This window comes from Natrinema sp. CBA1119 (assembly GCF_002572525.1).
GTDB lineage: Archaea > Halobacteriota > Halobacteria > Halobacteriales > Natrialbaceae > Natrinema.
Genome location: NZ_PDBS01000001.1, coordinates 1,987,784 through 2,010,698, shown reverse-complemented (window position 1 = coordinate 2,010,698; position 22,915 = coordinate 1,987,784). Strand labels below are relative to the sequence as shown.

Sequence of the window (22,915 nt, the reverse complement as noted above, 5' to 3'; positions counted from 1 at the left end):
TGTCGGAGTGGTCACCGAGCAGGCGGGACCATCGAACTGGTGAACGCATTGCCCGGTGAGATCGCAGGCTCGTTCGACCGACGTTTTTACCCTCGGCACGCGAAGAGCCCCTATGAACCGCAAGGAGTTTCGCGATCTCGCCTCCCCCGACGAGGCCCGCGAGGCGATCGACTCGCTCTCGCTCGAGGGCGGCATCGAGCGCGTCTCGCTCGAGGACGCTCGCGGTCGGGTGCTCGTCGCACGACTCGACGCCGAACTCGACGTGCCGGGGTTCGACCGGGCGAGCCTCGACGGCTACGCCCTCCGGGCGCGGGACACGTTCGGCGCGGACGAGGCCGATCCCGCTCGCCTCGAGCTCGTCGGCGAGATCCACGCCGGCGCGAAACCCGACGTGGGACTCGAGGCGGGACAGGCGGCGGAGATCTCGACCGGCGCGGTGATGCCCGACGGAGCCGACGCGATGGTTCCGGTGGAGCGAACTGATACGGACGCAGACGGCGACGAGGTGCTGATCCGCACCGCGGTCGCACCCGGCGACAACGTCATGTTCGCGGGGGCGGACATCGCCGCGGGTGAACGCGCGCTCGGTCCCGGGACCGTGATTACGCCTCGAGACATCGGCTTGCTGTCGGCGCTGGGCATCGATGAGGTGCCGGTCCGGGCGAAGCCGCGCGTCGGCATCGTTTCGACCGGCGACGAACTGGTGCGACCGGGCGAGAAATTGCACAGTGAGCGCGGGGAGATCTACGACGTCAACAGCTACACGATCGCCGCGGGGGTCGAAGACGCGGGCGGCGAGGCGGTCCTCTACCCCCACGCCGGCGACGAACAGGAGGAGATGGAGGAGATCCTGCGGAGCGCGGCCGAGGAGTGCGACCTCGTGCTCTCGTCGGGGTCGACCAGCGCCAGCGCGGTCGACGTCATCTACCGGGTCATCGAGGAACAGGGCGAATTGCTGCTCCACGGCGTCAGCGTCAAGCCGGGGAAGCCGATGCTGATCGGCCGGTTGGAAGACTCCGCATACGTGGGTCTACCGGGCTATCCCGTCTCCGCGATGATGGTCTTTCGAACGTTCGTCGCACCGGCGATCCGTCAGGCTGCCGGCGTACCGGAGCCCGCATCCGCGACGGTTTCGGGCCGGCTCGCCCGGCAAGAGCGGTACGAGGAAGGCCGCCATCGGCTCATGCCCGTCGGGTTGGTTACGGACAGCGCAGGCGAGACGCTCGTCTACCCCGTCGACAAGGGCAGCGGCGCGACGACCAGTCTCGCCGACGCCGACGGGGTCGTTGAAGTCGGCCCCGAGACCGATTACCTCGAGGCGGGCGAATCCGTCACAGTAACCCTCTTTTCGCCGGACGTCCGGCCGCCGACGCTGTTCGGCGTCGGCGAGGGCGATCCGACGGTCGCTCGGCTGCTCGACGGCCTCGAAAACCCGCGCTACCTCTCGGTCGGCACCCGGCCCGGTCTCCGGCGGCTCCGCGAGCGCGTCCCCGACGTGGCCGTGGCCGCGGGGCCGCTCGAGCGAGAGACGAAAGCTGCCGAACTCGGCCGCTGGGATCGCGAGTGGGGGCTGGTCGTTCGGCCCGGCAACCCCGACGAGATCGAGGGGCTGGAGAACTTGATCGATCGCGATCTGCGCTTCGTCAATCGGACGACGGACTCGGGGTTGCGCTCGAGTCTCGACGCTGCCGTAGACGAGATCTCGACCGATCGAGGGACGACCCGCCGCGACCTGACTGACGCGATCAGCGGCTACGACATCGGGTTGCGCGCCCACGAGAGTCCCGCCCGCAAAGTCATCGCGGGCGACGCCGACGCCGGGCTCGGTCTGCGTGAGACCGCCGACCGGCTGGATCTCGGCTTCGTCTCCCTCGGACAGCAGCCGGTTCGCGTCCTCGCGAGCCCCGATCGAGTGGAGAAAGAGGGGGTCCAAGAGCTCGAGCGAGCGCTCGCGGACGCCTCGTCCCGATCGCGATAGCGGGACCCGACCCCGTTCGCAACGCGAAGACGCGGCGATCACACCCCCGAAAGAACCGGGAACGCGTACACCCTCGAGCTGTAGGGAGTGATGCTAAGCCCGCTGGAGCGCTTCATCGAGTGGACGGTGCCCCGATAGCCGACCATATCAATGATACAGCATAATTCCCCATCTCCAGAGAGCACGCTCGATTACGATCCGGTTGCTGGGATATACTACGCCTCTCATGACTGGGGAGGTGAGAGAGCACCGTCTCAGAGCGTGATCGAAACGGTCGCGACTGCGATCGGGTCAGACCCGCTCCATCTGCAACCGCTCTACGATTCGATCGACCCGGAGGCACTCGATGGACTCCTAGAACCGAAAGTAGGGCAGTCTCGCACGGATGTCCGGATAACGTTTCGATTCGAAGGCTGTGACGTGACGGTAAGCGCGAACGGTGAAACGATCGTTTCACCGCCGGATCACGTCCGTCCGTAACGCTGTCGAACCGCTACCGGAGACCGGCTACACCCCGAATACCCCTTCAGATCGCTCAGCGACCGTCGAAGAGGGCGGTGAGGAGTTTGCGCTCGGCGGCGTGGATGTGCTCGGAGAAAGTCGCCGAGGCGATATCGAGAGCAGCGGCGACGTCCGCTCCCGTACATTCGCGCGGCCATTCGTAGTAGCCCGCTTCGAAGGCCGCTCGGAGCACTTCCGATTGCCGATCCGTGAGGGTCGTAGAGAGGACCTGGCTGAACGCCGACGGAGTGAAGAGCGGTCGAACGGTGTCTTTCGTCCGTTTAGCCGTCAGTTCCGCATCGGGAACCTCCTCGAGGAATCCGTCGATAACCGCCGACGGATCGTACTGCGGCGGAATTTCGGCGGTGATCCGACCGTTGCCGTTGACGCTCTCTATCTCTCGGGGAAGCGCGCCGAGCTCGGCGAGCGCGAACGCCGGACAGTTCCCGGAAACGCAAAATTCGAAGAGGGCACCGTCTTCGTATTCTCGGAGAAGGGTCACATCGACGGTGTCGCGAGTCGCAGCGAGGGACGAAATCCGAGCCGGAGCCGCGTCCGTTACATTGAAGAATTCCGAATATCGGCCGTCATTTCGGGGGACCATCTCTGCGAGTTCGAACGTACACGCTTCCGTCTCGGAAGCCCTGATAAACGGATACGCGCCGCTCCGAATATCGAATTCGACCTCGGTCACAGGACGGTGCTGCCTGTTCGGGGACTCCTCGGATACTGTCTGTCCCATTGAGTACGTCCAATTCTCGTTCGAGCTGTGTAAACCCACGCAATCACCCGTATCATAACAGGTCGGCCACGTCTCACGACCGCCGAAATCCTCCAGAGACAGTCCGAGCCGGCTCCCCGCTCCGCATCTCGGACCTCGCCTTCCGACCTTCCCGGGGTCAAGCCCCGTGATATTCGCCTCGTCAGCCCGTAACTAGACGCTGCTGGTCCAGTCGAGTCCGAGGCCGCCGTTTTTAGTCGCCCGCACCCTACGAGCAGGCATGCGAATCGTCACGACGCTCCCCTCGGCGACCGAGATGGTGGCCACGCTCGGCTGCGAGCCAGTCGGCGTCTCCCACGAGTGCGACTATCCGCCGACCGCCGCGGCCGCGCCTGCCGTCACCCGCTCGCGGATCGATACCTCGGGCTCGAGCGGCGAGATCGATCGACAGGTCCTCGAGACCGCCGACACCGAGGACGGCGTCTACGACGTCGACGTCGAGACGCTCGACGGCCTCGAGCCGGACGTGATCGTCACGCAGGGGATGTGCGACGTCTGTGCGGTCGACGTGGCGGTCATCGAAGACGCCGTCGACCGGATTTCGGCCGAGCCGGAAATCGTCCCGACCGATCCCCACAGCGTCGGCGACGTACTGGACGACCTCGAGCGAATCGGTCGCGCGATCGGTCGCGAGGAGCGCGCTGGTGACGTCCGCGCCGATCTTGAGTCGCGTATAGAGATAGTCCAGAGCCGAACCAGGGATATCGACGCCACTGACCGTCCGCGTGTGGCGGTCTTCGACTGGACCGATCCCGCGATGATCGCGGGACATTGGACCGCCGAACTCGTCGACTGGGCCGGCGGCGAGTACGGGCTGGCCGACATCGGCGAGCGCTCGAGGCCGCGAGAGTGGGACGATATCCGCGCGTACGATCCCGACGCCGTGATCGTCGCGCCCTGTGGCTTCGACCTCGAGCAGATCGCGCGGAATCGAACGGATCTCACCGAACGCGAGGGGTGGAGCGAGCTGACGGCGGTCCAGGAGGGGCGCGTCTGGGCGATGGACGGTGATCACTATCTCAATCGGCCCGGACCGCGTCTGGTGGACACGCTCGAGGCGCTCGCGCCGATTATCCAGCCGGAGCTGTTCGACGGGCCGGCTGCGGATATCGCGGTCCCGTTCGACGACCTCGAGGAATTCGAGGGCCTCGAGACAGGGGACGAACCCGCCGCTCCCGACTCTCGAGCCGAAATCGACTCGAGCCCGTGATCGTCCTCCCGACCACCGCCCGCGAGGCGATCCTCGAGCGCGCCCGTGAGGGGAAACCCGAGGAGATCTGTGGGGTCCTCGGCGGCGAGTACGAACCCGACGGACGGAGCCGCGTGCTGTCGCAGTATCCGGCCGAAAACGTCGCCGAAGCGCCGCGGAGGCGCTACGAGATCGATCCCGAACGGCAGCTTCGGATCTTCGAGTGCCTCGAGGACCGCGGCGAGGAAATCGTCGGTTTCTACCACTCACATCCCCGCGGCCCGCCGCGACCGAGCGCGACCGACGCCGCGCGGGCGACGTGGCCCGATCGCACGTATCTGATCGTCTCGCTGGAGCCCCTCGAGGTGGGGTCGTGGCGGTGGCGGACCGGCGGGGACGGAGCCAACGCTCCCGGCGATCGGTTCGAACGAGAGCAACTCGTCGTCGAGTGAGAGCCGATTTCACGGCGAACGAGGGACCCTCACGGAGAGAGTCGTCGTCCGAACCCGGACGGGACGCGAAAAGACGTGACAGGCCTGCCCCCGCTGGCCCGGCACGTCGACGATTCCCGGGAACCGTCACTCGAGGGTTGGCGCTAGTCGAATGTCATTCTTTCGCAGGTCGCGAGAGACAGTCGCGACAGAGTGACGGTATCGGTGGGCGTAATCTTCGTCGTTCGAACACCGTACGCGAGCAGTACGCTGCGATCGATATCACTCGTCGCCGGCGTCATCGAGTTCGTTGGCTCGCTCTCGAGCCTCCGCCGCCTGCTCGCGGAATTCCTCGATCCGCTGGGTCAGCTTCTTGCCGGCGGTGTAGGCGAACTCGTCGGGCATCATCCCGTACTCGATCTCGAGCGTGATCATCGTGTCACAGCCCTCGATGATCTCCGGTGCCCAGCTCCCCTGTGCCAGCTTCGATTCGTCCGCGATCACCGCCTCGCCGTCCTCGACGTCGATGAACGCGCTCACGATGTTCCAGATGTTCGGATCGCTCGAGCTCACCTCGTCGAACAGGCCCTCGAGGCGCGAGCCCTTGATGTCCTCGTCGCGCAGTTCCGCGAGGAGGTCCTCGAGGGCGTCGGCGATCTCCTCGTCTCTCGCGGCCCGCTCGCGGAGTTTGGCCGGTGACTCGCTCGAGTCGTCTCGCGTTCCCGTCATCGGATACCCCCCGTCTCGTCGCTGTCGGCGATCATAGCGGAAGCTATCGGCTTCGGAACCGTAAACGTACGCTTCCGTTTCGTGTCTTGGAATGACGACGGAGACGTTTGTGGGCGACCAGGGCGACCATGGTGCCCTGCATACGTGGCATCTAGGGAAGCCACGCCCTCCCCAGCCGACTCACTCGCTGCTCACGGCTCCCGTCGGTCACCGTTCGCTTTCGAGGCCTCACTCTGTTCGGCCTCGCACCGCTCGCTCGTCCCTCGCACGGCTTTGCTCCGCGGTTCGCCAACAGCGAACCGCGACACAGCGCGCGCCACCGCAGAGTGGATGAACGGTCGGTTCTACGATGCGTTCTCGAGCATGTCCGTTACCCACACACGATTCGGATCGTCCGTCTCCTCCATCCAGTCGACCAGTCGGTCCCGCATCTCTCGGCGGGCGGCCACGTATTCGGGGTGGTCGATCAGGTTTCGGAGCTCCGCCGGATCCGCCTCGAGGTCGTACAGCTCATCGATATCGGGGCCGTTGTAGACGTACTTGTACCGGTCGGTGCGGACCATCCGCTGGCTGTAGAGGCCGAACTCGTCGCCGTGGTACTGGGCGAATGTGGAGTCCCGCCAGTCGTGCCCCTCGGGCAGATCGCCTCGGTTCTCGAGCAGGGGGACCAGGCTTCGCGAATCGAAGCCGTCGGGGACCGGCACGTCCGCGATCTCGAGGAACGTCGCCGCGAGATCATGCAGGTGGACTGGGACCTCGCACCTCGAGCCACCGTCGGCCACGCCCGGCCAGCGCACCTGCAGCGGGATGCGGTAGGTGTCGTCGTACATCAGCGGCCCCTTGTTGAACTGGCGGTGGCTCCCGGCGAAATCGCCGTGGTCCGAGGCGTGGACCACGACCGTCTCCTCGGCCAGCCCTCGGTTCTCGAGCGCCTCGAGGACCCGCTCGAACTGGTGGTCGATCAGCGTGATGAACCCCCAGTACTTCGCGAGGGCTTCGGCCCAGAGATCCCAGTCGAAGCCGGTCACGCCGCGGTAGGCGAGGTAGTTCTCGTGGACCTGTGGCTTCCCGTCGTAGGTCTCGGCGTAGCTCTCGGGGGGCTCGATCTCGTCGGGATCGTACATCGAGGCGTAGGGCTCCGGGACGACGTAGGGGTGGTGGGGGCCGTAGAAGTCCGCCCGGTGGAAGAACGGACCGTCTCGGTCGCCGTCCGCGTGCGATTCGATCGCGTCGATCGTCCGTTCGGCGAGAAAATAGGCTCGCGTACCTTCGACGTCGACGGACGTTTTCGCGGCGACGAACGTCCCCTCGCTGCCGTCGCGCGGCTCCTCGCCGGTGTAGATCTCCTCCTCGAGGCCGGCCTCACCGACCGGCACACCTCGCTCCTCGCGGTACTCGCGGTACGCCTCGTCGATGTCGTCGTGGTGTTCGTCGCTGCCCCCGAGATACGAGAAGCCGAAATCGGCGGGGGTCTGGTCGCGGCCAGCGTGCCACTTCCCCGTGTAGGTGAGGTCGTAGCCGGCCGCCGCGAGTTCCTCGGAAAATGTCGGCAGGTCCGCGGGCAGGTTCGCCCGAATCGCGTCCGGCTCGTGGCAGTTGTTCAGCATCCCGTGCCCGTGGGGGAACTGACCGGTCAGTAACGACGCGCGAGCGCTCGAGCAGATGCTGATCGGTGTGAACGCCCGCTCGAAGCGGACGCCCTCGCTCGAGAGCCGATCGATCGTCGGCGTTTCGATCGGGGGGCCCTCGGGTGCGCTGGCGTCGTATCGCTCCTGGTCGGTGAGCACGAGCAGGACGTTCGGGCGGGTATCGGCGTCAGCGTCGGCCATCGGACGAGGTACATCCTCGCCGTAGTTAATAGTGAGACTTGCGTCTGGACGCAACACAGCCTCGGTATCGAATAAGACGCCGCGGTGTGAACCCGACCGTTCATTATCCACCCGTTCGACGGTCCACGCGTGCCTAGTGCGTACTGTGGTGAGTGTGGGTGGCAGCACCGAGTCGACGGGGACGATCCGGGCGAGCTCAGCCGCGCGATGATCGATCACTTCGTCGAGACGGGTCACTCGGTCGAGCGACGCGACGCCGAGGAGCGGGGCGAGCCATCGAGCGGAACGGCCGACCGGAGTCTCGAACCGTCACAGAAGAAAGAACAGTAGCCGAGCGACGCACCCCACGGTATCAGCCGAGCAGGTAGCGTAGCCACGGCCGCCGTTTCACGAACTCGGTTTCCTCGAGGTACGCGTCGACGCCGAGGATGCGGCCCGCGGCGAAGGCGCCGATGAGCACGAACATCAGGAGCCCCAGCAGGTCCCCGTTGACGTAGCCGTTCGCCCAGTCGGCGTTGCCCAGGTAGAACAACACCATGAGGACGCCGCCGAAGAAGGCGGCCAGGCGCACGAGCGCTCCCACGATGAGTCCCAGTCCGATGAGGAACTCGCCGAGGGGGATCATCACGTTGGTGAACTCGAGCAGCCAGGGCGTCCCGACGACGATCTCGAACAGGCCGACGATGGGCGACTCCGCGTGTTGGAGGTAGCCCGCCGCGTCGAACGGTTCACCGGCGACGAATCCAAACTTCCCCCACCCGGCGTGGAGGAACCAGTATCCGACGATCAGTCGAATACCCACTAGCACGTAGCCAGCGACCGAATCGGCGTACTCGAACTCTTCCCGCTTACCGAACCATTGAATGGTAGCTTCGTTAGTAGACATTGGTGGTCACCGTACGGCTGAATATTGCCTCTTAGAAGCGTTAATACCGTCTATCGTTCTTATTCGGTAGGAACGGGATCGAATCACCCACTCAATAGGGGGATCTTATATAGGAACGTGGAAGTACAGACCTTACGCGAAGTCCGCGAACGTCGGTCGCTCGAGGTCGCCCGGGAACTCCTCGACCGGAACCTGCGTCTGATCGCCCGATTCCATGTCCTTGATCGTCACCTCGTCGTTCGCGAGGTCCTGTTCGCCGACGATGACGACGGTTTCGGCGTTGATCGAGTCGGCGTAGTTCAACTGCGCGCCGAAGGAGCGGCCCGCGACGTCGGTTTCGACGACGTGGCCCCGGTCGCGTAACTCGCGTGAAATACGCGCCGCTTCGCTCCGGGTATCACCGATCTGCAGGACGTAGTAGTCCGTTGTGACTTCTTCCTCGGGCCAGACGCCCGCGCGCTGTAACAGGAGCGGCAGCGTCGCGTGACCGGGGGCGACGCCGACCGCGGGCGTCGGCTGGCCGCCGAAGCCCTCGATGAGATCGTCGTAACGGCCGCCACCGAAGATCGACCGGGAGACCTCGCCGGCGGAGTCGAAGCACTCGAAGACGACGCCGGTGTAGTAGTCCAGTCCGCGGGCCGTCTCGAGCGAGACGGTGCAGTACTCGCGCGCGCCGAAGTCCTCGGCGGCCGCAAGCACGTTCTGGAGGTTCTCGACGGCCGCGGTCACGCGCTCGGTGTCGGCGAACGTGTCGACAGCCTCGAGGTCGCCGTCCGCGATGAGGTCGTCGAACTCGGCGGCCTGATCGGCCGAGAGGCCGGCGTCGATCAGGAGGTCGTGGTACTCGACGGCCGAAATCTTGCCGGACTTGTCGACCGCGCGGATCGCCGCCTCGGTGTCGACGTCGGCGCCGTAGCTCTCGAGGACGCCACCGAGGATGTCCCGGTGGGAGATCCGAAACTCGAAGTGGTCGCCGGTGAGTCCGAGGCCAGTGAGGGCGTCGGCGGCCCACGCGAGGATCTCGGCGTCGGCTTCCGGGGCCGAGGAGCCGAAGATGTCGACGTTGGTCTGATAAAATTCGCGCTGGCGGCCCTGCTGGACCTGTTCGTAGCGCCAGAACGGCCGCGTCGAGACCCACTTGATCGGTTTCGACAGCTCCTGTTGCTTGGCGACGACCATCCGGGCGACGGTCGGCGTCAGTTCGGGCGTCATCGCGACGTGGCGGCCGCCCTGATCCTCGAAGGAGTAGAGTTCGTCGACGATCTCGTCGCCGCTCTTGTCGGTCCATAGCTCGGCGCGCTCGAGTGCCGGCGTTCCGATCTCGCGGAAGCCGTACTCGCGGGCGGTCTCCTCCAGTACGTCGATAGTCGCCCGCCTGGCGGACATTTCGCCGGGGTAGAAGTCACGAAAGCCCTTGATCCGGTCGTACATGCGAATTCGTTCGGGGACGGCGAACTTCTATCCTTTCGTTCCGCCGTGGCCACCGTGACCGTCGGCGGTCCCGGCGAGCGGGCGGCTGACGTTTGGTTCAATGCTGATTACCGTTAGTTCGACAGTCACCGCCTTGAGACCGTCCCGTACATTGATACCGACCTACGGCGAGTAGCCACTGTGCAACGCGTGGCCGACGACGATTGGGTCGCGGAGATCGGCGAGCGACTGCCGGTTTCGCCGCTCTCGGCGCTCGGTCTCTTTCTCGCCGCGATCATCGGGATCCGCATCGCTCTCGAGCACGTGACGACCAGAGCGCTCCTCGAGAGCGTCTTTCCGCTGCTCGCGGCGACCGCCGTCGTCTTCGCTGACCGATGGCTGGTCTCCCGGGACATCTCTGTCCGAGACCGGCTCACCGTCTTCGGCTACGGGCTCGGCGGCTTCCTCGCTGCCGTCCTCGTGACGGCGCTGCATCTCTACGTGCTGTATCTCGAGGAGACCGGCGCGCAAGCGCCCCTGTACCTGCTCTTGATGGGTGGAACGGTCGGCGTCGGCGCGGGTACCGTCGCCGGCATCTACGAGATTCAACAGCGGGCCGCCGTCCGCGAGGCCGAACGGCAGAGCGAGCGCTTAGAGGAGTTCGCGAGCGTCGTCAGTCACGATCTCCGAAACCCGCTCAGCGTCGCCCAGGGCCGGCTCCGAGCGGCGTTCACCGACGGCGACCCGGAGCACTTGCAGGAGGTCGACGCGGCGCTAAATCGGATGGACGAACTGATCGAGGAGACGCTGTCGGTGGCCCGCAGCGGGACGCAGGTGGAAGATCCCTACGACGTGCCGCTGGTCGAACTCGCGAGCGACGCGTGGACGGTCGTCGAGACGGACGAGGCAACCTACGAGATAGTCGGTAACCGAACGCTGGAAGTCGACCCGCTTCGGGCGAAACAACTCTTCGAGAACCTCTATCGCAACGCGATCGAACACGGGCGCGATGACGTCCACATCCGCGTCGGCCCCTGTGATGGCGGCTTCTTCGTCGCCGACGACGGCCCCGGCATCCCCGAAGACGAGCGAGCGGCGGTGCTCGAGCAGGGGTACTCGATGTCGGAGGACGGCTCCGGGCTCGGTCTCGCGATCGTCCGCGCAATCGCCGACGCCCACGGCTGGCAGGTCGCGATCACCGAAAGCGAGGCCGGCGGGGCCCGATTCGAGTTTACTCGCGGCGGCTGAGAACGAAGAATCGACTGTTTGATCTCACCGCACTTTCGTCACGTACGTCTGGTCGTGATCAGGGAAACACTCCGCGATCGCCGCCGGGCCGTCTTCGTCCCCGATGAGCGCGCGGAGCTCCGCCTCGTAATCGGCCCTGTCGATCTCCTCGCTCGGCCCGACGGTCACGTCCAGGCGCGCCTCGACGAGCCGGTCGACGGCCGACCGGCCAAAGCCCGACAGCGGCGCGATGTAATCGATGTCGTGACGATCCTCGAGGCTCTGGGCCTGCGCCCGCGACACCGTCGGAACGCGATCGTCGCGGCGAGTGCCGTCGGCGATCGCGTCGAACGCTCGAGTCGCCAGCTGTTCCAAGGCGTGCGTGTGGACCAGCTGGATCCCGTTTCGCGGGAAGCCGTCCTCGCGGATCCGATCGGCGGCCTCGCGGGCGACGTCCGGATCACATTCGAGGCGTTCGAACGCGAATCCGGCGTCGTCGGCCGTCTCGCGGGCGTGTTTCCAGTCGTCACTGATGCCGAAGTGCGCCGTCAGCAGCGTTACGTCGTAGAACTCCTCGAGCAAGAGCGCGGCGAGCGTCGAGTCCTTCCCGCCGCTGTAGAGCAGTCCGAGTTCCATTACCGGCGCTGGATATCGAAGCTCTGGGAGTCCGGCTTCAGCTCCTTGAGGAGCTGTTTCATCTTGTCGTCGTCGATCTTGCCCTGGATGCGACCACTTCGGGCGAGACTGACGACTTGGCGCTCGACCTGCTCGCCGAACTGGGGTTTGCTCATCTTGACCGTGTTGAGTCGCTTGCGGGCCTCGTCGGTCAGGTGCTGGCGCAACACGGCTTTCTTCTGGGCATCGGCCTGCTGCTGGGCCGCCTCCTGATTGCCCTCGCCCTGTGCGTCGGTGCGGTCCTGTAGCTGCTCCATTTTCTTCTGGCGAAGCTCCTCGAGTTTTTCCTCGTCTGGTGAGCCACTCATCGTTGTCTCGTACTTGTCCGCCACGCGGGAAAATGATTACGGACGACAGTAGCGATGGCTCTGGGCGGGGAAACCGACACGAAAACGAACGCGTGAATTAGGCGTAGCGCTCGAGTTCCGGACGGTCGAGCTCTTCGAGAACCTGGCCGGCGGTGTCGTCGAGCAGGCTCCGACCCTCGGCGGTGATTCGGCGACCCTCGCCCTCGGCGGTCTCGACGAGGTCTTCCTCCTCGAGCTGTTGGAGGATGGTCCGAATCAGGTTCTTCGAGCCGTCGGTGCGCTTGTCGGGTGCGACCTGATAGCGGTTCGAACCGCCCTTCGCGCCGCCGTACTCCGTCGAGAGGCGCTCGACGCCAATTGGGCCGCGGTCGGCGACCTTGCGCAGGAGACTTGCGGCGCGGGTCGCCCAGAAGTCGTCCTGTTCGGGCGGGAGTTCGTTGGCGACGCCGCTCTTGGCGAACGCGCCCCAGTCGGGTTCCTCGAGTCGATCCGCGAGATCGTCGGCGAGCGCCTCAATGAGGTCGTCCGCCGGAACGTCGTACATCGTAGCCATTGGCGTGTGATTCCCGGCGGCGGCATTTAAGGCCATCGTCTCCGCACAGCCCGGCGTCGGCCCGGACCGTTTTTCGCCTTCGAGTCGAAACGGGGGGTATGGACGAACGCGCCGCCCTGGGGCTGCTGTCGGACGAACTCGCGGCGGCCGGCGACGACGCTGCCGTCGTCGACGGGCTCGTGGTGACGACGGACATGCTCCACGAGCGGACGGACTTTCCGCCGGGAACGACCCGCTACACGGCCGGTTGGCGCGCCGTCGGCGCGTCCCTGTCGGACGTCGCGGCGATGGGTGCCGAGGCCACGGCCGCCGTCGCCGCCTACGCCGCGCCCGAATTCGACCGCGACGAACTGCTCGCCTTCGTTCGCGGTGCGAGCGACGTCTGCGAGCGCGTCGACACCGAGTACGTCGGGGGCGATCTAGACGGCCACGACGAGTTCACCGTCGCGACGACCGCCATCGGGCGCACCGACGAGCCCGTTCCGCGGAGCGGCGCTCGGCCCGGCGACGTCGTCTGCGTGACCGGCACGCTCGGCCGGAGCGCGGCCGCGCTCGAATACTTCGAACGCGCCGCCGAACGCGCTGGCGACGGGGACCGGCTCCGCGAGCGGGCGAACGACCTCTTTCGGTTCGAGCCCCGAATCGCGACCGGCCGGGCGCTGGCACCCCACGCGAGCGCGATGATGGACTCGAGCGACGGGCTCGCCCGCTCGCTCCACCAGCTCGCCGAGGCCAGCGACTGCGGGTTCGCGATCGACTCCGACCGGCTGCCGATCGACGACAGCGTCCGCGACGTGGCAGACGGCGACGACGAGGCGCTCGAGCTCGCGACCACCTTCGGCGAGGACTTCGAGCTCGTCGCGACGCTCCCCGAAGACGCACTGGCGGCGGTACGTGAGACGGCCGACGTATCGCTGTCGGTGATCGGTGTCGTGTGCGAGGCCGAGGACGGACTCACGACGGACGGCGAGCCGCTCGCGGATCGCGGCTATACGCACGGCTGAGGGAGGGGAAGGTCGAGCAGAGAGACTGAGACGTGGGCCGGGGCCGAATCACCCCACGATCACGACCGGGATTGGCATGAAACAGAGCAACCCGAGGCCGAACGTCACGGTCCCGAGGAGGAACCGACCGCGGCCGAGCGGCTCGTCCCGTACCGGCGTGGCGGGCCCCTTCGAGGCGAGCAGCGCGGTCAAGAATCCCCAGATGACCCAGATCAGGACCGTGTTCACGCTGTAGCCGTCGACATAGTAGAGGTACGCGGCGAGCGCGAACAGCGCGCCCGGAACCAGCGCTGCGATCGTCTCCTGCAACTCGCCGGCCATCGCCCGGAGGATGTGCCCCCCGTCGAGCTGACCGACCGGGATCAGGTTGAGGAAAGTGACGAGCATCCCAACCCACGCGCCGATGACAACCGGGTTCACCCCGGTCGTCGGGTCGTTCCGGTACAGCGGCTGGTCGAATCCCGCCGCGAGGAACTCGAGCAGCGGCGGATAGCCCAGTTCGATCCGAACCGCGTCGGGGTTTTGGAGTAATGCGGGGTCGACCGAAACCGGCGGCAGGTGAAGGCCGATCACGGTCACGACGACCGTCGCGACCAGCCCGGCCAGCGGACCGGCAGCGCCGATGTCGAACAGTGCCTTTCGATCCGGCATTCGGCCTTTCAAGGTTATAACCGCCCCCATCGTTCCGATGAGCGTCGGCACCGGAATGAAGTAGGGTAACGAGGCGTCGACCTGATGGTACCGGCTCATGACGTAGTGGCCCATTTCGTGGACGCCGAGAACCCCCAGAATAGCCGCCGTGAACGGCCAGGCCTGCCAGATCACGCCCGGATCGGAAATCGGATCGAGCTGATACCAGAACGAGCCCGCGAACAGCGTCGACCCGACCGTCAACAGGAACAACACGATGTTCGTCCAGGGGATTCCATCGATCCCCACGCTAGTCGGCTCGGCCACGATCGCGTACTCGCCGTGACGCCGCTCGAGATCGGCGTCGTACCCGCGTTCGCGGAAGATCGGCCAGAGTTCACGGACCACCCGCTCCGGGTGTGTCAACGGATCGCCATAGTAGACGATCTGGCCGTCTTCCTGACGCGCTTCGTAGACCGCGAACACCGTCTCGATCCGATCGATCGGCGGCCCGTCCTCGAGCGAGCGGCCGCCCCGGTTCGCCGCGCCGAATCCGGACCGGTCGACGTCGTCCATTAGGTGTAATTCACTAGGGCCCGGTATAAATCGACTGCCGTTGGCAGGACGATCCGTTTCTCCCGATCACGGCCTCGTCGCAGTTCTGGACCTCATCAGAAGTCGGTGAGGTGCTGCGGCGGTGTCGAATACGACGGAGGGAGCCGTATAGTAGCCACTGAAAGTCATTGCACGCCCGATCGAACGACAGCTGTCCGATCAGTGTGTGAATCGTTTCAGTGGCTACTATAATAGGGCGTAGAAACACGACGAGACAACGGAAACCGAATCGTCAGCGAGGGGCAGGAAATCAGGGGAATTGCGCCTGATCGCGTCGGTAACGCGCCAGCGCGGAGTGAGGGGCGGGGACTGTCGTCCGAGCGGTTCAGCCGGGCCGATCGAAACAGCCGTTAGGCGGGTGCGACGCGCCACGTCGTCGCGCTCGTGTACGACCACTTCTCGATCTCGAGGTCGGTGACGGAATCGGAGAGCTTGACCATCAGCGCGCCGATTTCCTTGGGGGACATCCCGACATCGTCCGCGATGAACTTGCCTTTGAAGTACAGCTCGCCGTCTTCGGCGCGTTCGCGCAGATAGCGTTTCAGGCGGTGTTCTTTGCTTTCCGTGGAGGGTTGGGCAGTGGTGCTCATCGACAGATACTCCTTGTGGGGGATATCTGTTATAAAGGATGGTTGGTTAGCGGCGTTTCGATTGTGTTCAGCGATCTGGGGGGTAAGAGACGTTTTATTCTCGATTACCAGACTGTTAATCGGGCGAGGAGAATCGTCGAGATGTTTTAAAACCGCACGTAACGCATTATTTCCGATTATACTGTTCCGATCAATGCAATATCGTCTTTCCCGACCGTTTCACAGTTTCATCCCGAACGGCGAACGAAAAGAACAGTCACGGCCGATCGTGGACCCAGAACTCGTCCTCGACCGTGACTTCCTTCTTGAATAGCGGTACCTCGTCTTTCAGACGGTTGATCCCGTCTTCGACGGTTCGAAACGCCTCCTCGCGGTGACCGGCGAGGACGACGACGAAGACGATGTCTTCGCCGTCCTCGACGACACCCGTCCGGTGGTAGAGTTCGACGTCGAAGACGCCGTCTCGAGCCTCGAGATCCGCCTCGAGGGCCGCCATCCGCTCGTCGGCGACGCCCTCGTACTTCTCGAACTCGAGGTGCTGGGTGCGCGCGTCGTCCGAACTGTCTTTCGCGCGGACCCGGCCGGTGAAGGTCGCGATCGCGCCCGCTCTGTCGGCCCGCGGCGATCGTTTGATGCGGGCCACCAGCGACTCGAGCGTCTCGTGGGGCTCTGCCGACTCGACGGCCCCCACCACGGCATCGAGTTCGAGGTCGCCGGGGTCGTTGACGCTCGCGATAATGTCACCGGTCGGCTCGCGCTCGAGGTCGGCCGATCCCACGACGATCGAGGGATAGCGAAGCGTCGGCGTGCCGACGGCGACCGCGTACTCGCAGTCGGTCGCCAGACTGTCGAGCGCGTCACCGACCGACAGCCCCGTCCCCGACGCGAGCCAGTCGCCATCGACCCCGAGATCGTAGGTGACGTCTCCGCCGAAGGTGATGGATTCGCGCGCGTACGCACCGTCGGCGATCGTCGAATCGTACCTGACGACCCCAACGCGGCCTCGCTCGGAGAGCCGATCGACGGTCCGATCGACGACCGCCTCGAGCGCGTCGCCGTCCGCTCCCCCGTCGCGAACATCCAGTACGTGCATGTTCGAACGATGGGGCGGTCGGGCTTTGTAGCTGTCGCCGGAAAGCCCCGCGCTGGGCGGGCATACAGCGCCCACCCAGCGCGCCCCTTTCAGTCCCACCCGGCAGAGCAAGCCCGGGTGGGTCCCGTGTGACGGAACGGTGGTCGAGAATCAGTAGCCTGGGGTTTTGGGCATGCGCCGCGAACGGTCGATATGCCCTTCCGAATCGGCTTCACGGGCGACGTGATGATCGGTCGGCTCGTCGACGACCGTCAACGAAGTCGATCCGTCGATGCGGTCTGGGGGAACGTCCTCGAGCGCCTTCACAAACTGGACGGGCTGGTGATAAACCTCGAGTGCGTGCTCTCGACGCGCGGCCGAGAGTGGCAACGCACGCACCGTCCGTTTCACTTCCGAGCCGATCCCGAGTGGGCAATTCCGGCCCTCGAACGCGCGGGCGTCGATATCTGTGCGCTGGCGAACAACCACGTCCTGGACTACGAAGCGGTCGCGCTGCGGGACACCATCGCGGCGCTCGACGAAGCCGGCATCGCTCACGCGGGTGCCGGCGAGACGATCGACGAGGCGCTCGAGCCCGCGATTCGGACGATCGGTGGCTCCAGCGCCGGCGACGATGAACCGAAACAGAACGCGGACGGCGACGGTGGACTCGACGTGGCGGTCGTCTCGTTCACTGACAACACGCCGGAGTACGCGGCCGACGAGAACTCGCCGGGGACGGCCCGGATCGAAATCGATATCGACGATTCGGAGTCGCGGCGGCTTGTGTCGGATGCGCTCGAGCGCGCACGCGAGACGAATCCCGATCTGCTGGTCGCCTCGCTGCACTGGGGGCCGAACATGGTGACGGAACCGCCCGAGTCGTTCCGGGAGTTCGGCCGCTGGCTGATCGAAGCGGGCGTCGACGTCGTTCACGGCCACAGCGCGCACGTCTTTCAGGGGATCGAAGTCCACAACGGCCGGCCGATCGTCTACGACGCGGGGGATTTCGTCGACGACTATCGGGTCGACGACGAGTTGCGAAACGACCGGAGCTTTCTGTTCGTCCTCGCGGTGACACCCGACGGACAGCCGACCGAACTCCGATTACACCCCACCGAGATCGACGACTGTGTGGTCCGCGAGGCGAGCCCGGCGGCCGCCGCGTGGTCCCGCGAGCGGATGCGCGAGCTCTCGAAACCCTTTGGCACCGAGTTCGACCGGGACGGCGACGGGCTCGTCCTGTCGCTCGAGGCGTAGTCCGCCCCTCGGTCCGATCGCGCTGCTTGCGGTCATCCGATTCGCTACTCGAGGGGTGTGTCACCACGTCATCCGGGCAGTTGGCAACTCTTAAGATAGCAACTCCGCTACACCGGTGTAGTATGAAAGTGGTCGTCTCTATCGGCGGGAGCGTCCTCGTTCCCGAGCCCGGCGGGGATCGGGTCGCCGAACACGCTGCCGTCATCGAGCAACTCATCGCGGAGGGCTGTCGGATCGGTGCCGTCGTCGGGGGCGGCGGCGTCGCCCGCGAATACATCTCGGCCGCTCGAGAGCTCGGCGCAAACGAGATCGAACTCGATCAGCTGGGAATCGACGTGACGCGACTCAACGCTCGGCTGCTCATCGCGGCGCTGAGCGAGGAGTCCGTGACCGCACCGGCCCTCGATTACGAGGAAGCCAGCGAGGCGCTCCGCCGGGACGACATCTGCATTATGGGCGGGGTCGCACCGGCCCAGACCACGGACGCCGTCGGGGCCGCCCTCGCGGAGTACATCGACGCCGACCTGCTCGTCTACGCGACGAGCGTCCCCGGCGTCTACAGCGACGACCCCAACGAGGACGACGACGCGACCAAGTACGACCGGCTCTCCGCCGCGGAGCTGGTCGACGTCATCGCCGGCCTCGAGATGAACGCCGGCGCGTCCGCACCCGTCGACCTGCTGGCGGCGAAGATCATCGAGCGCTCGGGGATGCGCACCATCGTCCTCGACGGCACCGATCCCGACCGGATCGCCCGCGCGGTTCGCCACGGCGATCACGAGGGGACGGACGTTATCCCCGACGGTGCCGGCGAAGAACCGACCTACTGGGCGAGCAACGAGCAATGAGTTCCGACGGCGACGCTGACGGAGACACGATCGACGCGCCTGAATCCGACGCGATCAGTCCCTATACGCTCCAGCGAGAGGAAGCGAGCGAGACGCGACACGCGTTCTGGGCGGATACGGTCGCGGATCGGGTTGAAGAGCGCGTGGCCGACCAGCGGGAGGCCACGGACAAAGCGAGCGGGGAGGAACGACCCGCGAGCCGAAATCCCGAGGAACCGATCGTCGTCAAGGGCGGCATCTCGCCCTCCGGCGTCCCCCACCTCGGCAACGTCAACGAGATCATGCGCGGCTACTTCGTCGCCGAGGTGCTGCGCGACCGGGGCCACGAGGTCCGGCAGGTGTTCACCGCCGACGACCGCGACCCCCTTCGAAAGCTCCCGCGAACCCTCTGTGACCTCGAGGGGAACCTCGTCGATCTCGGCGAGGTCGACGCCGGCGCACTCGGCCGGAACCTCGGCGCGCCCTACACCGACATCCCGGATCCCTTCGGCTGCTGTGACTCCTACGGCGACCACTTTGCGACGATTATTCAGAACAGCGCCGACGCCGTCGACGTCCCGATCGAACTCGTCTCGAACACCGAGCTGTACGAGTCCGGCGAGTTCGAGGACGTGACTCGATTCGTCCTCGAGCACCGAGAGCGCGCACGCGAGGTCCTCTCGAAGTATCAGGACAAAGTCGACGCGAACGGCGACTACGTCCCGTTCAACCCGATCTGCGAGGAGTGTGGCAAGATCACCGAGACGGTGACGAGCGTCGATCTGGATGGCGAGGCGCAACGCGCCTCGAATAGTCGAGCGGGGAGCGAAGCGACCCGCGAGACGGGCGGCACGCCGACCGTCGACTACCGCTGTACCGACATGGACGCGGGCAACCAGACGATCGACGGCTGCGGTCACGAGGGCACGGCAACGCTGCGCGAGGGCAAACTCCCCTGGCGCTTCGAGTGGCCCGCCCAGTGGCAAATCCTCGGCGTCGATTTCGAGCCCTTCGGCAAGGACCACGCCGAGGGCTCCTGGCCCAGCGGACAGGACGTCGCGCGCAACGTCCTCGAGATCGAGCCGCCGGTCCCGATGGTCTACGAGTGGTTCACCCTCGAGGGCGAGCCCTTCTCCTCGTCGGAAGGGAACGTGATTCTCGTCTCGGACGTGCTCGAATTGCTCGAGCCCGAGGTCCTGCGCTACTTCTTCGCGAAGGACCCCGCGAAGGCTCGAGACTTCAGCATCGAACGGCTGGATCAGCTGGTCGACGAGTTCGACCGGCTCGAGGCGATCTACTTCGGCGAGATCGAAGGCAGCGAGGACGAGCGAGCGTTCGCCGAGCGCGTCTACCCGTTTGTAGTCGATAATCCACGAGAAGACCGAATCCGGCTCCCCTACACCTTCGCCGCGGTGCTCGGGATGACCGACGATCCCGACCTGCGCGAGGAAATTGCCCGTCGCGAGGGTCATATTCCCGACGACGCGCCCGAGTGGGCAGTCGACAGGGCGCTCGAGCGCGTTGAGCAGGCCCGCAACTGGGCGCGCCGGACGGGCAACGAGTTCGATTACGAGCTCAAGCGCAGTGAGATCCCGGACCACGAGTTCGACGCGGACACCGAGGCCGCGCTCGCGGAACTGGCCGACTTCATCGAGGCGGGCCACGATCCTGAGGAAATCCAGGGCGAGATCTACGAGACCGCGCGACGCCACGACATCGACGTCGGCGACTTCTTCGCGGCGGGCTACCGGCTGTTCTTCGACGAGGAGCAGGGGCCGAAGCTCGGCTCCTTCCTCGCGAAGGTCGACCGGGAGTTCGTCGTCGGCCGGCTCCGCCGGGAGCGGTGAATCGACCCGGAGCGTTGGGTCGATAGACAAAAGCCATTTGAGACCGCCGCCCGGAGATACTATCGATGGATCACGGTCTCTTCGCCTTCGTTTCGCCCCCCGCAATCTACGGATCGGAACTCCTGACATGGGTTCTGTTCGGTCTCCTGCTCTACTGGCTCGCGGTCGTCGGACTCCGAAACGGCGGCTATCTCCCCGACTACATCGGCACGCAAGGGCCGATTCTCACCTTCCACACCAAACGCGGCCGGGTGCTCCTCGACCGGCTCGCCCGTCCGAAACGGTTCTGGCGCGCGTGGTCGAACATCGGCGTCGGCATCGCACTGGTCGTGATGGTGGCCATGTTCGCGTTCCTCATTCAGGCGGCGATTTCCTCGCTTTCGACGCCGCAGATGGCGAACTCCGCGGTTCGACAGCCGCGCAACGTCCTCGTCATCCCTGGGGTTAACGACTTCCTGCCGCTGGCGGCGACGCCCGGAATCGTCGTCGGACTGCTCGTCGGACTCGTCGTCCACGAGGGCGGTCACGGCCTGCTTTGTCGCGTCGAAGACATCGACATCGACTCGATGGGGATCGCGATGCTCGCCGTCCTTCCCGTCGGCGCGTTCGTCGAGCCCGATCAGGAGAGCAGTAAATCCGCGTCCCGCGGCGGGCAGACGCGGATGTTTGCCGCCGGCGTGACGAACAACTTCGCGATCACGATCCTCGCCTTCGCGCTCCTCTTCGGCCCGGTCGTCGGCGCGATCGGCGTCGCACCCGGAGCCGCCGTCGGCGGTGTGGCGCAGGACTCCCCCGCGGCCGATGCCGGCATCGAACCCAACGACCGAATCACGGCGATCAACGGCACCGCGGTCGAGGGTAACGACGACCTCGCGGATCGGCTCGAGGCCGTCGACGGTGAGCAGGTCGCCGTCGAACTCGACGGCGAGGAGACCGTGACGGTCGACAGATCGCTGATCGTGACCGCGGCGATGGACGACGGCCCGACGGGGCTCTCCGCCGGTGACGAGATTCGCGCCGTCAACGGGCAGACGGTGGCGACCGAGCGCGGCTTCTTCGACGCCGTCGGCGACGACGAACGAGTCGCTCTCACGATCGAACCCGCGGACAGCGAGGAGGGTGTCGAACGAGCGGTGACGATCGGCGCTGCGGTCTCGATCGCCGAGGATGAGCCGCTCGAGGCCGAAGCCGGCCCGACCGACGAGACGTTCGTCATCACCCGCTTTGACGGCGAGCGGGTGCACAGCTACGAGGATCTCGCTCCCCTGCTGGCGGACACCGAGCCCGGCCAGCAGGTCGAGGTGACGGGCTACATCGGTGACGACCGACAGACGCACACCGTCACGCTCGACGAGAACCCGCGCTCCGAGAGCGGATTCCTCGGGATTCAACCGTATCCAGGAACGTCCGGCGTCGACGTCAGCGACATCGGCGTCCAGCTCTATCCCGCCGGCGAGTATCTGGGGCTGCTCGGCGGGGACGGCGAGACGCGCTTCGGCGGCGTCACCGACACCTTCCTCGGAAAAATGGGACTCGCACTCCTGTTGCCGGTCATCGGTGTCAGCGGTGCCTTACCGTTCAACTTCGCCGGGTTCACCGGCGGGATCCAGAACTTCTACGAGGTGCAGGGTGCACTCGGCGCGTTCGGAGACGGGTCCGTCTTCCTGCTGGCGAACCTGCTGTTCTGGACCGGCTGGATCAACGTCCAGCTCGGCTTCTTCAACTGCGTCCCGGCGTTCCCGCTCGACGGCGGGCACATCCTCCGGACGAGCACCGAGGCGATCGTCTCCCGGCTCCCCATCATCAACCCGACCCGGGGGATGGTCCGTCTGGTAACGACGACGGTCGGCGTGACGATGCTCGTCAGCTTCCTCATGATGCTGTTCGGGCCGCAACTGTTCTCGGGGTAGTCGTCCCCGCAGACGGTCTGCTGTACCGACATATCGGCGCGCCCGTATGGGTGGGTCGCGGGTGTGCCGGAACTGACGGAGCGTAGCCCGTCTCAGTCTTCCATATCGACGCCGTGGCGCTCGGAGAACTCCTCGGGCGTCGCCTCGAGGCGTTCGAACTCGGTATCGAAGTAGTGTTCGTGGTGACGGACGACCTGTTCGACGACCCAGTGGCTGAACGCCTCGTCGAAGCGCCACTCGCCGTCCGTCTCGGGGATCTCGAACCGGTCGTCAGTCGAAAAGGCCGCGTAGACGTGGAAGAAGCCGAGGATGACGTCCGCGAAGTCACGGGCCTTCTCCGAGCCGCTCTCGCGGCGCTCTTCGAGTTCGGCGAGACCGTCGGCAGTGAGTTCGAAGTACTTCCGATCGGGTTCGTCCTCGCGCTCGATGCGCTCGGCCCAGCCCTTCTCCTCGAACTTGTAGAGGATCGGATACACCGAGCCGTACGACGGCTCCCAGTGACCGCCGCTGATCTCGCGAATCTCCTTGAGGATCTCGTAGCCGTACCGGGGCTTCTCCTCGAGGAGTTCGAGCACGATGTAGGCGATGAGTCCCTTCGGCGGCCCACTTTTCCGCATGTACGTCGTGGATAAAACGGACGCACGTAAAGGGTTTCGGTCGCGC

23 protein-coding genes are annotated in these 22,915 nt (G+C 65.7%); 11 read left to right on the top strand and 12 right to left on the bottom strand.

Features of this window, described 5'->3' with window-relative positions:
- Window positions 1–112 precede the first annotated feature (112 nt).
- Both CP556_RS09890 and CP556_RS27230 read left to right on the top strand, forming a co-directional pair.
- Entirely contained in the window at window positions 113–1,978 is a 1,866-nt protein-coding gene (locus CP556_RS09890; protein ID WP_098725463.1) for a molybdopterin biosynthesis protein, read from the top strand.
- A 150-nt stretch (window positions 1,979–2,128) separates the two neighbouring features.
- Window positions 2,129–2,458, top strand: a complete 330-nt coding sequence (locus CP556_RS27230) for a HalOD1 output domain-containing protein (protein ID WP_394340733.1) — start codon at window positions 2,129–2,131, stop codon at window positions 2,456–2,458.
- 55 nt (window positions 2,459–2,513) lie between these two features.
- On the opposite strand, the gene CP556_RS09880 is transcribed toward CP556_RS27230, so the two are convergent.
- Entirely contained in the window at window positions 2,514–3,221 is a 708-nt protein-coding gene (locus CP556_RS09880) for a helix-turn-helix domain-containing protein (protein ID WP_098725461.1), read from the bottom strand.
- Window positions 3,222–3,480: 259 nt separating this feature from the next.
- Here CP556_RS09880 and CP556_RS09875 point away from each other — a divergent pair, with 259 nt between their 5' ends.
- Window positions 3,481–4,470, top strand: a complete 990-nt coding sequence (locus tag CP556_RS09875) for an ABC transporter substrate-binding protein (protein ID WP_098725460.1) — start codon at window positions 3,481–3,483, stop codon at window positions 4,468–4,470.
- A complete protein-coding gene (locus CP556_RS09870) occupies window positions 4,467–4,901 on the top strand; it encodes a desampylase (protein ID WP_098725459.1) in 435 nt (144 codons plus the stop codon). The genes CP556_RS09875 and CP556_RS09870 overlap by 4 nt, the downstream gene beginning before the upstream one ends.
- Before the next feature lie 261 nt (window positions 4,902–5,162).
- On the opposite strand, the gene CP556_RS09865 is transcribed toward CP556_RS09870, so the two are convergent.
- The gene (locus CP556_RS09865) at window positions 5,163–5,609 is read right to left on the bottom strand and encodes a hypothetical protein (protein ID WP_098725458.1); all 447 of its coding nucleotides are present in this window, start codon (window positions 5,607–5,609) and stop codon (window positions 5,163–5,165) included.
- A 344-nt stretch (window positions 5,610–5,953) separates the two neighbouring features.
- Window positions 5,954–7,438, bottom strand: a complete 1,485-nt coding sequence (locus CP556_RS09860) for a sulfatase family protein (protein WP_098725457.1) — start codon at window positions 7,436–7,438, stop codon at window positions 5,954–5,956.
- A gap of 129 nt (window positions 7,439–7,567) precedes the next feature.
- On the opposite strand from CP556_RS09860, the gene CP556_RS09855 reads away from it, so the two are divergent.
- Entirely contained in the window at window positions 7,568–7,768 is a 201-nt protein-coding gene (locus CP556_RS09855) for a hypothetical protein (protein WP_098725456.1), read from the top strand.
- 22 nt (window positions 7,769–7,790) lie between these two features.
- On the opposite strand, the gene CP556_RS09850 is transcribed toward CP556_RS09855, so the two are convergent.
- Both CP556_RS09850 and hisS read right to left on the bottom strand, forming a co-directional pair.
- The gene (locus tag CP556_RS09850; protein ID WP_098725455.1) at window positions 7,791–8,324 is read right to left on the bottom strand and encodes a DoxX family protein; all 534 of its coding nucleotides are present in this window, start codon (window positions 8,322–8,324) and stop codon (window positions 7,791–7,793) included.
- Window positions 8,325–8,456: 132 nt separating this feature from the next.
- The gene (gene hisS / locus CP556_RS09845; RefSeq protein ID WP_098725454.1) at window positions 8,457–9,755 is read right to left on the bottom strand and encodes a histidine--tRNA ligase; all 1,299 of its coding nucleotides are present in this window, start codon (window positions 9,753–9,755) and stop codon (window positions 8,457–8,459) included.
- Between the two features lie 180 nt (window positions 9,756–9,935).
- Here hisS and CP556_RS09840 point away from each other — a divergent pair, with 180 nt between their 5' ends.
- On the top strand, window positions 9,936–10,982 hold the full coding sequence (locus CP556_RS09840) for a sensor histidine kinase (RefSeq protein ID WP_098725453.1): 1,047 nt from the start codon (window positions 9,936–9,938) through the stop codon (window positions 10,980–10,982).
- Between the two features lie 24 nt (window positions 10,983–11,006).
- On the opposite strand, the gene CP556_RS09835 is transcribed toward CP556_RS09840, so the two are convergent.
- From CP556_RS09835 to CP556_RS09825, 3 genes are all read right to left on the bottom strand, one after another.
- Window positions 11,007–11,597 carry a DUF7411 family protein gene (locus CP556_RS09835; protein ID WP_098725452.1) on the bottom strand — a complete coding sequence of 197 codons (591 nt, stop codon included), beginning with the start codon at window positions 11,595–11,597 and terminating at the stop codon, window positions 11,007–11,009.
- Window positions 11,597–11,944 carry a DNA-binding protein gene (locus CP556_RS09830; RefSeq protein ID WP_098727355.1) on the bottom strand — a complete coding sequence of 116 codons (348 nt, stop codon included), beginning with the start codon at window positions 11,942–11,944 and terminating at the stop codon, window positions 11,597–11,599. The genes CP556_RS09835 and CP556_RS09830 overlap by 1 nt, the downstream gene beginning before the upstream one ends.
- A 97-nt stretch (window positions 11,945–12,041) precedes the next feature.
- Window positions 12,042–12,497, bottom strand: a complete 456-nt coding sequence (locus CP556_RS09825; protein WP_098725451.1) for a 30S ribosomal protein S19e — start codon at window positions 12,495–12,497, stop codon at window positions 12,042–12,044.
- 98 nt (window positions 12,498–12,595) lie between these two features.
- Here CP556_RS09825 and thiL point away from each other — a divergent pair, with 98 nt between their 5' ends.
- Window positions 12,596–13,501 (top strand): thiamine-phosphate kinase, encoded by a 906-nt coding sequence (thiL, locus tag CP556_RS09820; RefSeq protein WP_098725450.1) that lies wholly within the window; start codon window positions 12,596–12,598, stop codon window positions 13,499–13,501.
- 48 nt (window positions 13,502–13,549) lie between these two features.
- On the opposite strand, the gene CP556_RS09815 is transcribed toward thiL, so the two are convergent.
- The 3 genes from CP556_RS09815 to CP556_RS09805 form a co-directional block, all read right to left on the bottom strand.
- On the bottom strand, window positions 13,550–14,707 hold the full coding sequence (locus tag CP556_RS09815) for a site-2 protease family protein (protein ID WP_098725449.1): 1,158 nt from the start codon (window positions 14,705–14,707) through the stop codon (window positions 13,550–13,552).
- A 389-nt stretch (window positions 14,708–15,096) separates the two neighbouring features.
- Window positions 15,097–15,336 (bottom strand): DUF7123 family protein, encoded by a 240-nt coding sequence (locus CP556_RS09810; RefSeq protein WP_098725448.1) that lies wholly within the window; start codon window positions 15,334–15,336, stop codon window positions 15,097–15,099.
- A 256-nt stretch (window positions 15,337–15,592) separates the two neighbouring features.
- Window positions 15,593–16,429, bottom strand: coding sequence for a molybdopterin synthase (locus CP556_RS09805; protein ID WP_098725447.1), 837 nt, complete (start codon window positions 16,427–16,429; stop codon window positions 15,593–15,595).
- A 192-nt stretch (window positions 16,430–16,621) separates the two neighbouring features.
- Here CP556_RS09805 and CP556_RS09800 point away from each other — a divergent pair, with 192 nt between their 5' ends.
- The 4 genes from CP556_RS09800 to CP556_RS09785 all read left to right on the top strand — a co-directional run bounded on the left by CP556_RS09800 (window position 16,622) and on the right by CP556_RS09785 (window position 22,252).
- Window positions 16,622–17,668, top strand: a complete 1,047-nt coding sequence (locus CP556_RS09800) for a CapA family protein (RefSeq protein WP_098725446.1) — start codon at window positions 16,622–16,624, stop codon at window positions 17,666–17,668.
- Between the two features lie 122 nt (window positions 17,669–17,790).
- Window positions 17,791–18,516: a UMP kinase gene (pyrH, locus tag CP556_RS09795; RefSeq protein ID WP_098725445.1), complete on the top strand. Its 726-nt coding sequence runs from the start codon at window positions 17,791–17,793 to the stop codon at window positions 18,514–18,516.
- Entirely contained in the window at window positions 18,513–20,342 is a 1,830-nt protein-coding gene (gene lysS, locus CP556_RS09790; protein WP_098725444.1) for a lysine--tRNA ligase, read from the top strand. The genes pyrH and lysS overlap by 4 nt, the downstream gene beginning before the upstream one ends.
- A gap of 65 nt (window positions 20,343–20,407) precedes the next feature.
- Window positions 20,408–22,252, top strand: coding sequence for a site-2 protease family protein (locus CP556_RS09785; RefSeq protein ID WP_098725443.1), 1,845 nt, complete (start codon window positions 20,408–20,410; stop codon window positions 22,250–22,252).
- 92 nt (window positions 22,253–22,344) lie between these two features.
- On the opposite strand, the gene CP556_RS09780 is transcribed toward CP556_RS09785, so the two are convergent.
- Window positions 22,345–22,869, bottom strand: a complete 525-nt coding sequence (locus CP556_RS09780; protein WP_098725442.1) for a PadR family transcriptional regulator — start codon at window positions 22,867–22,869, stop codon at window positions 22,345–22,347.
- Window positions 22,870–22,915 lie beyond the last annotated feature (46 nt).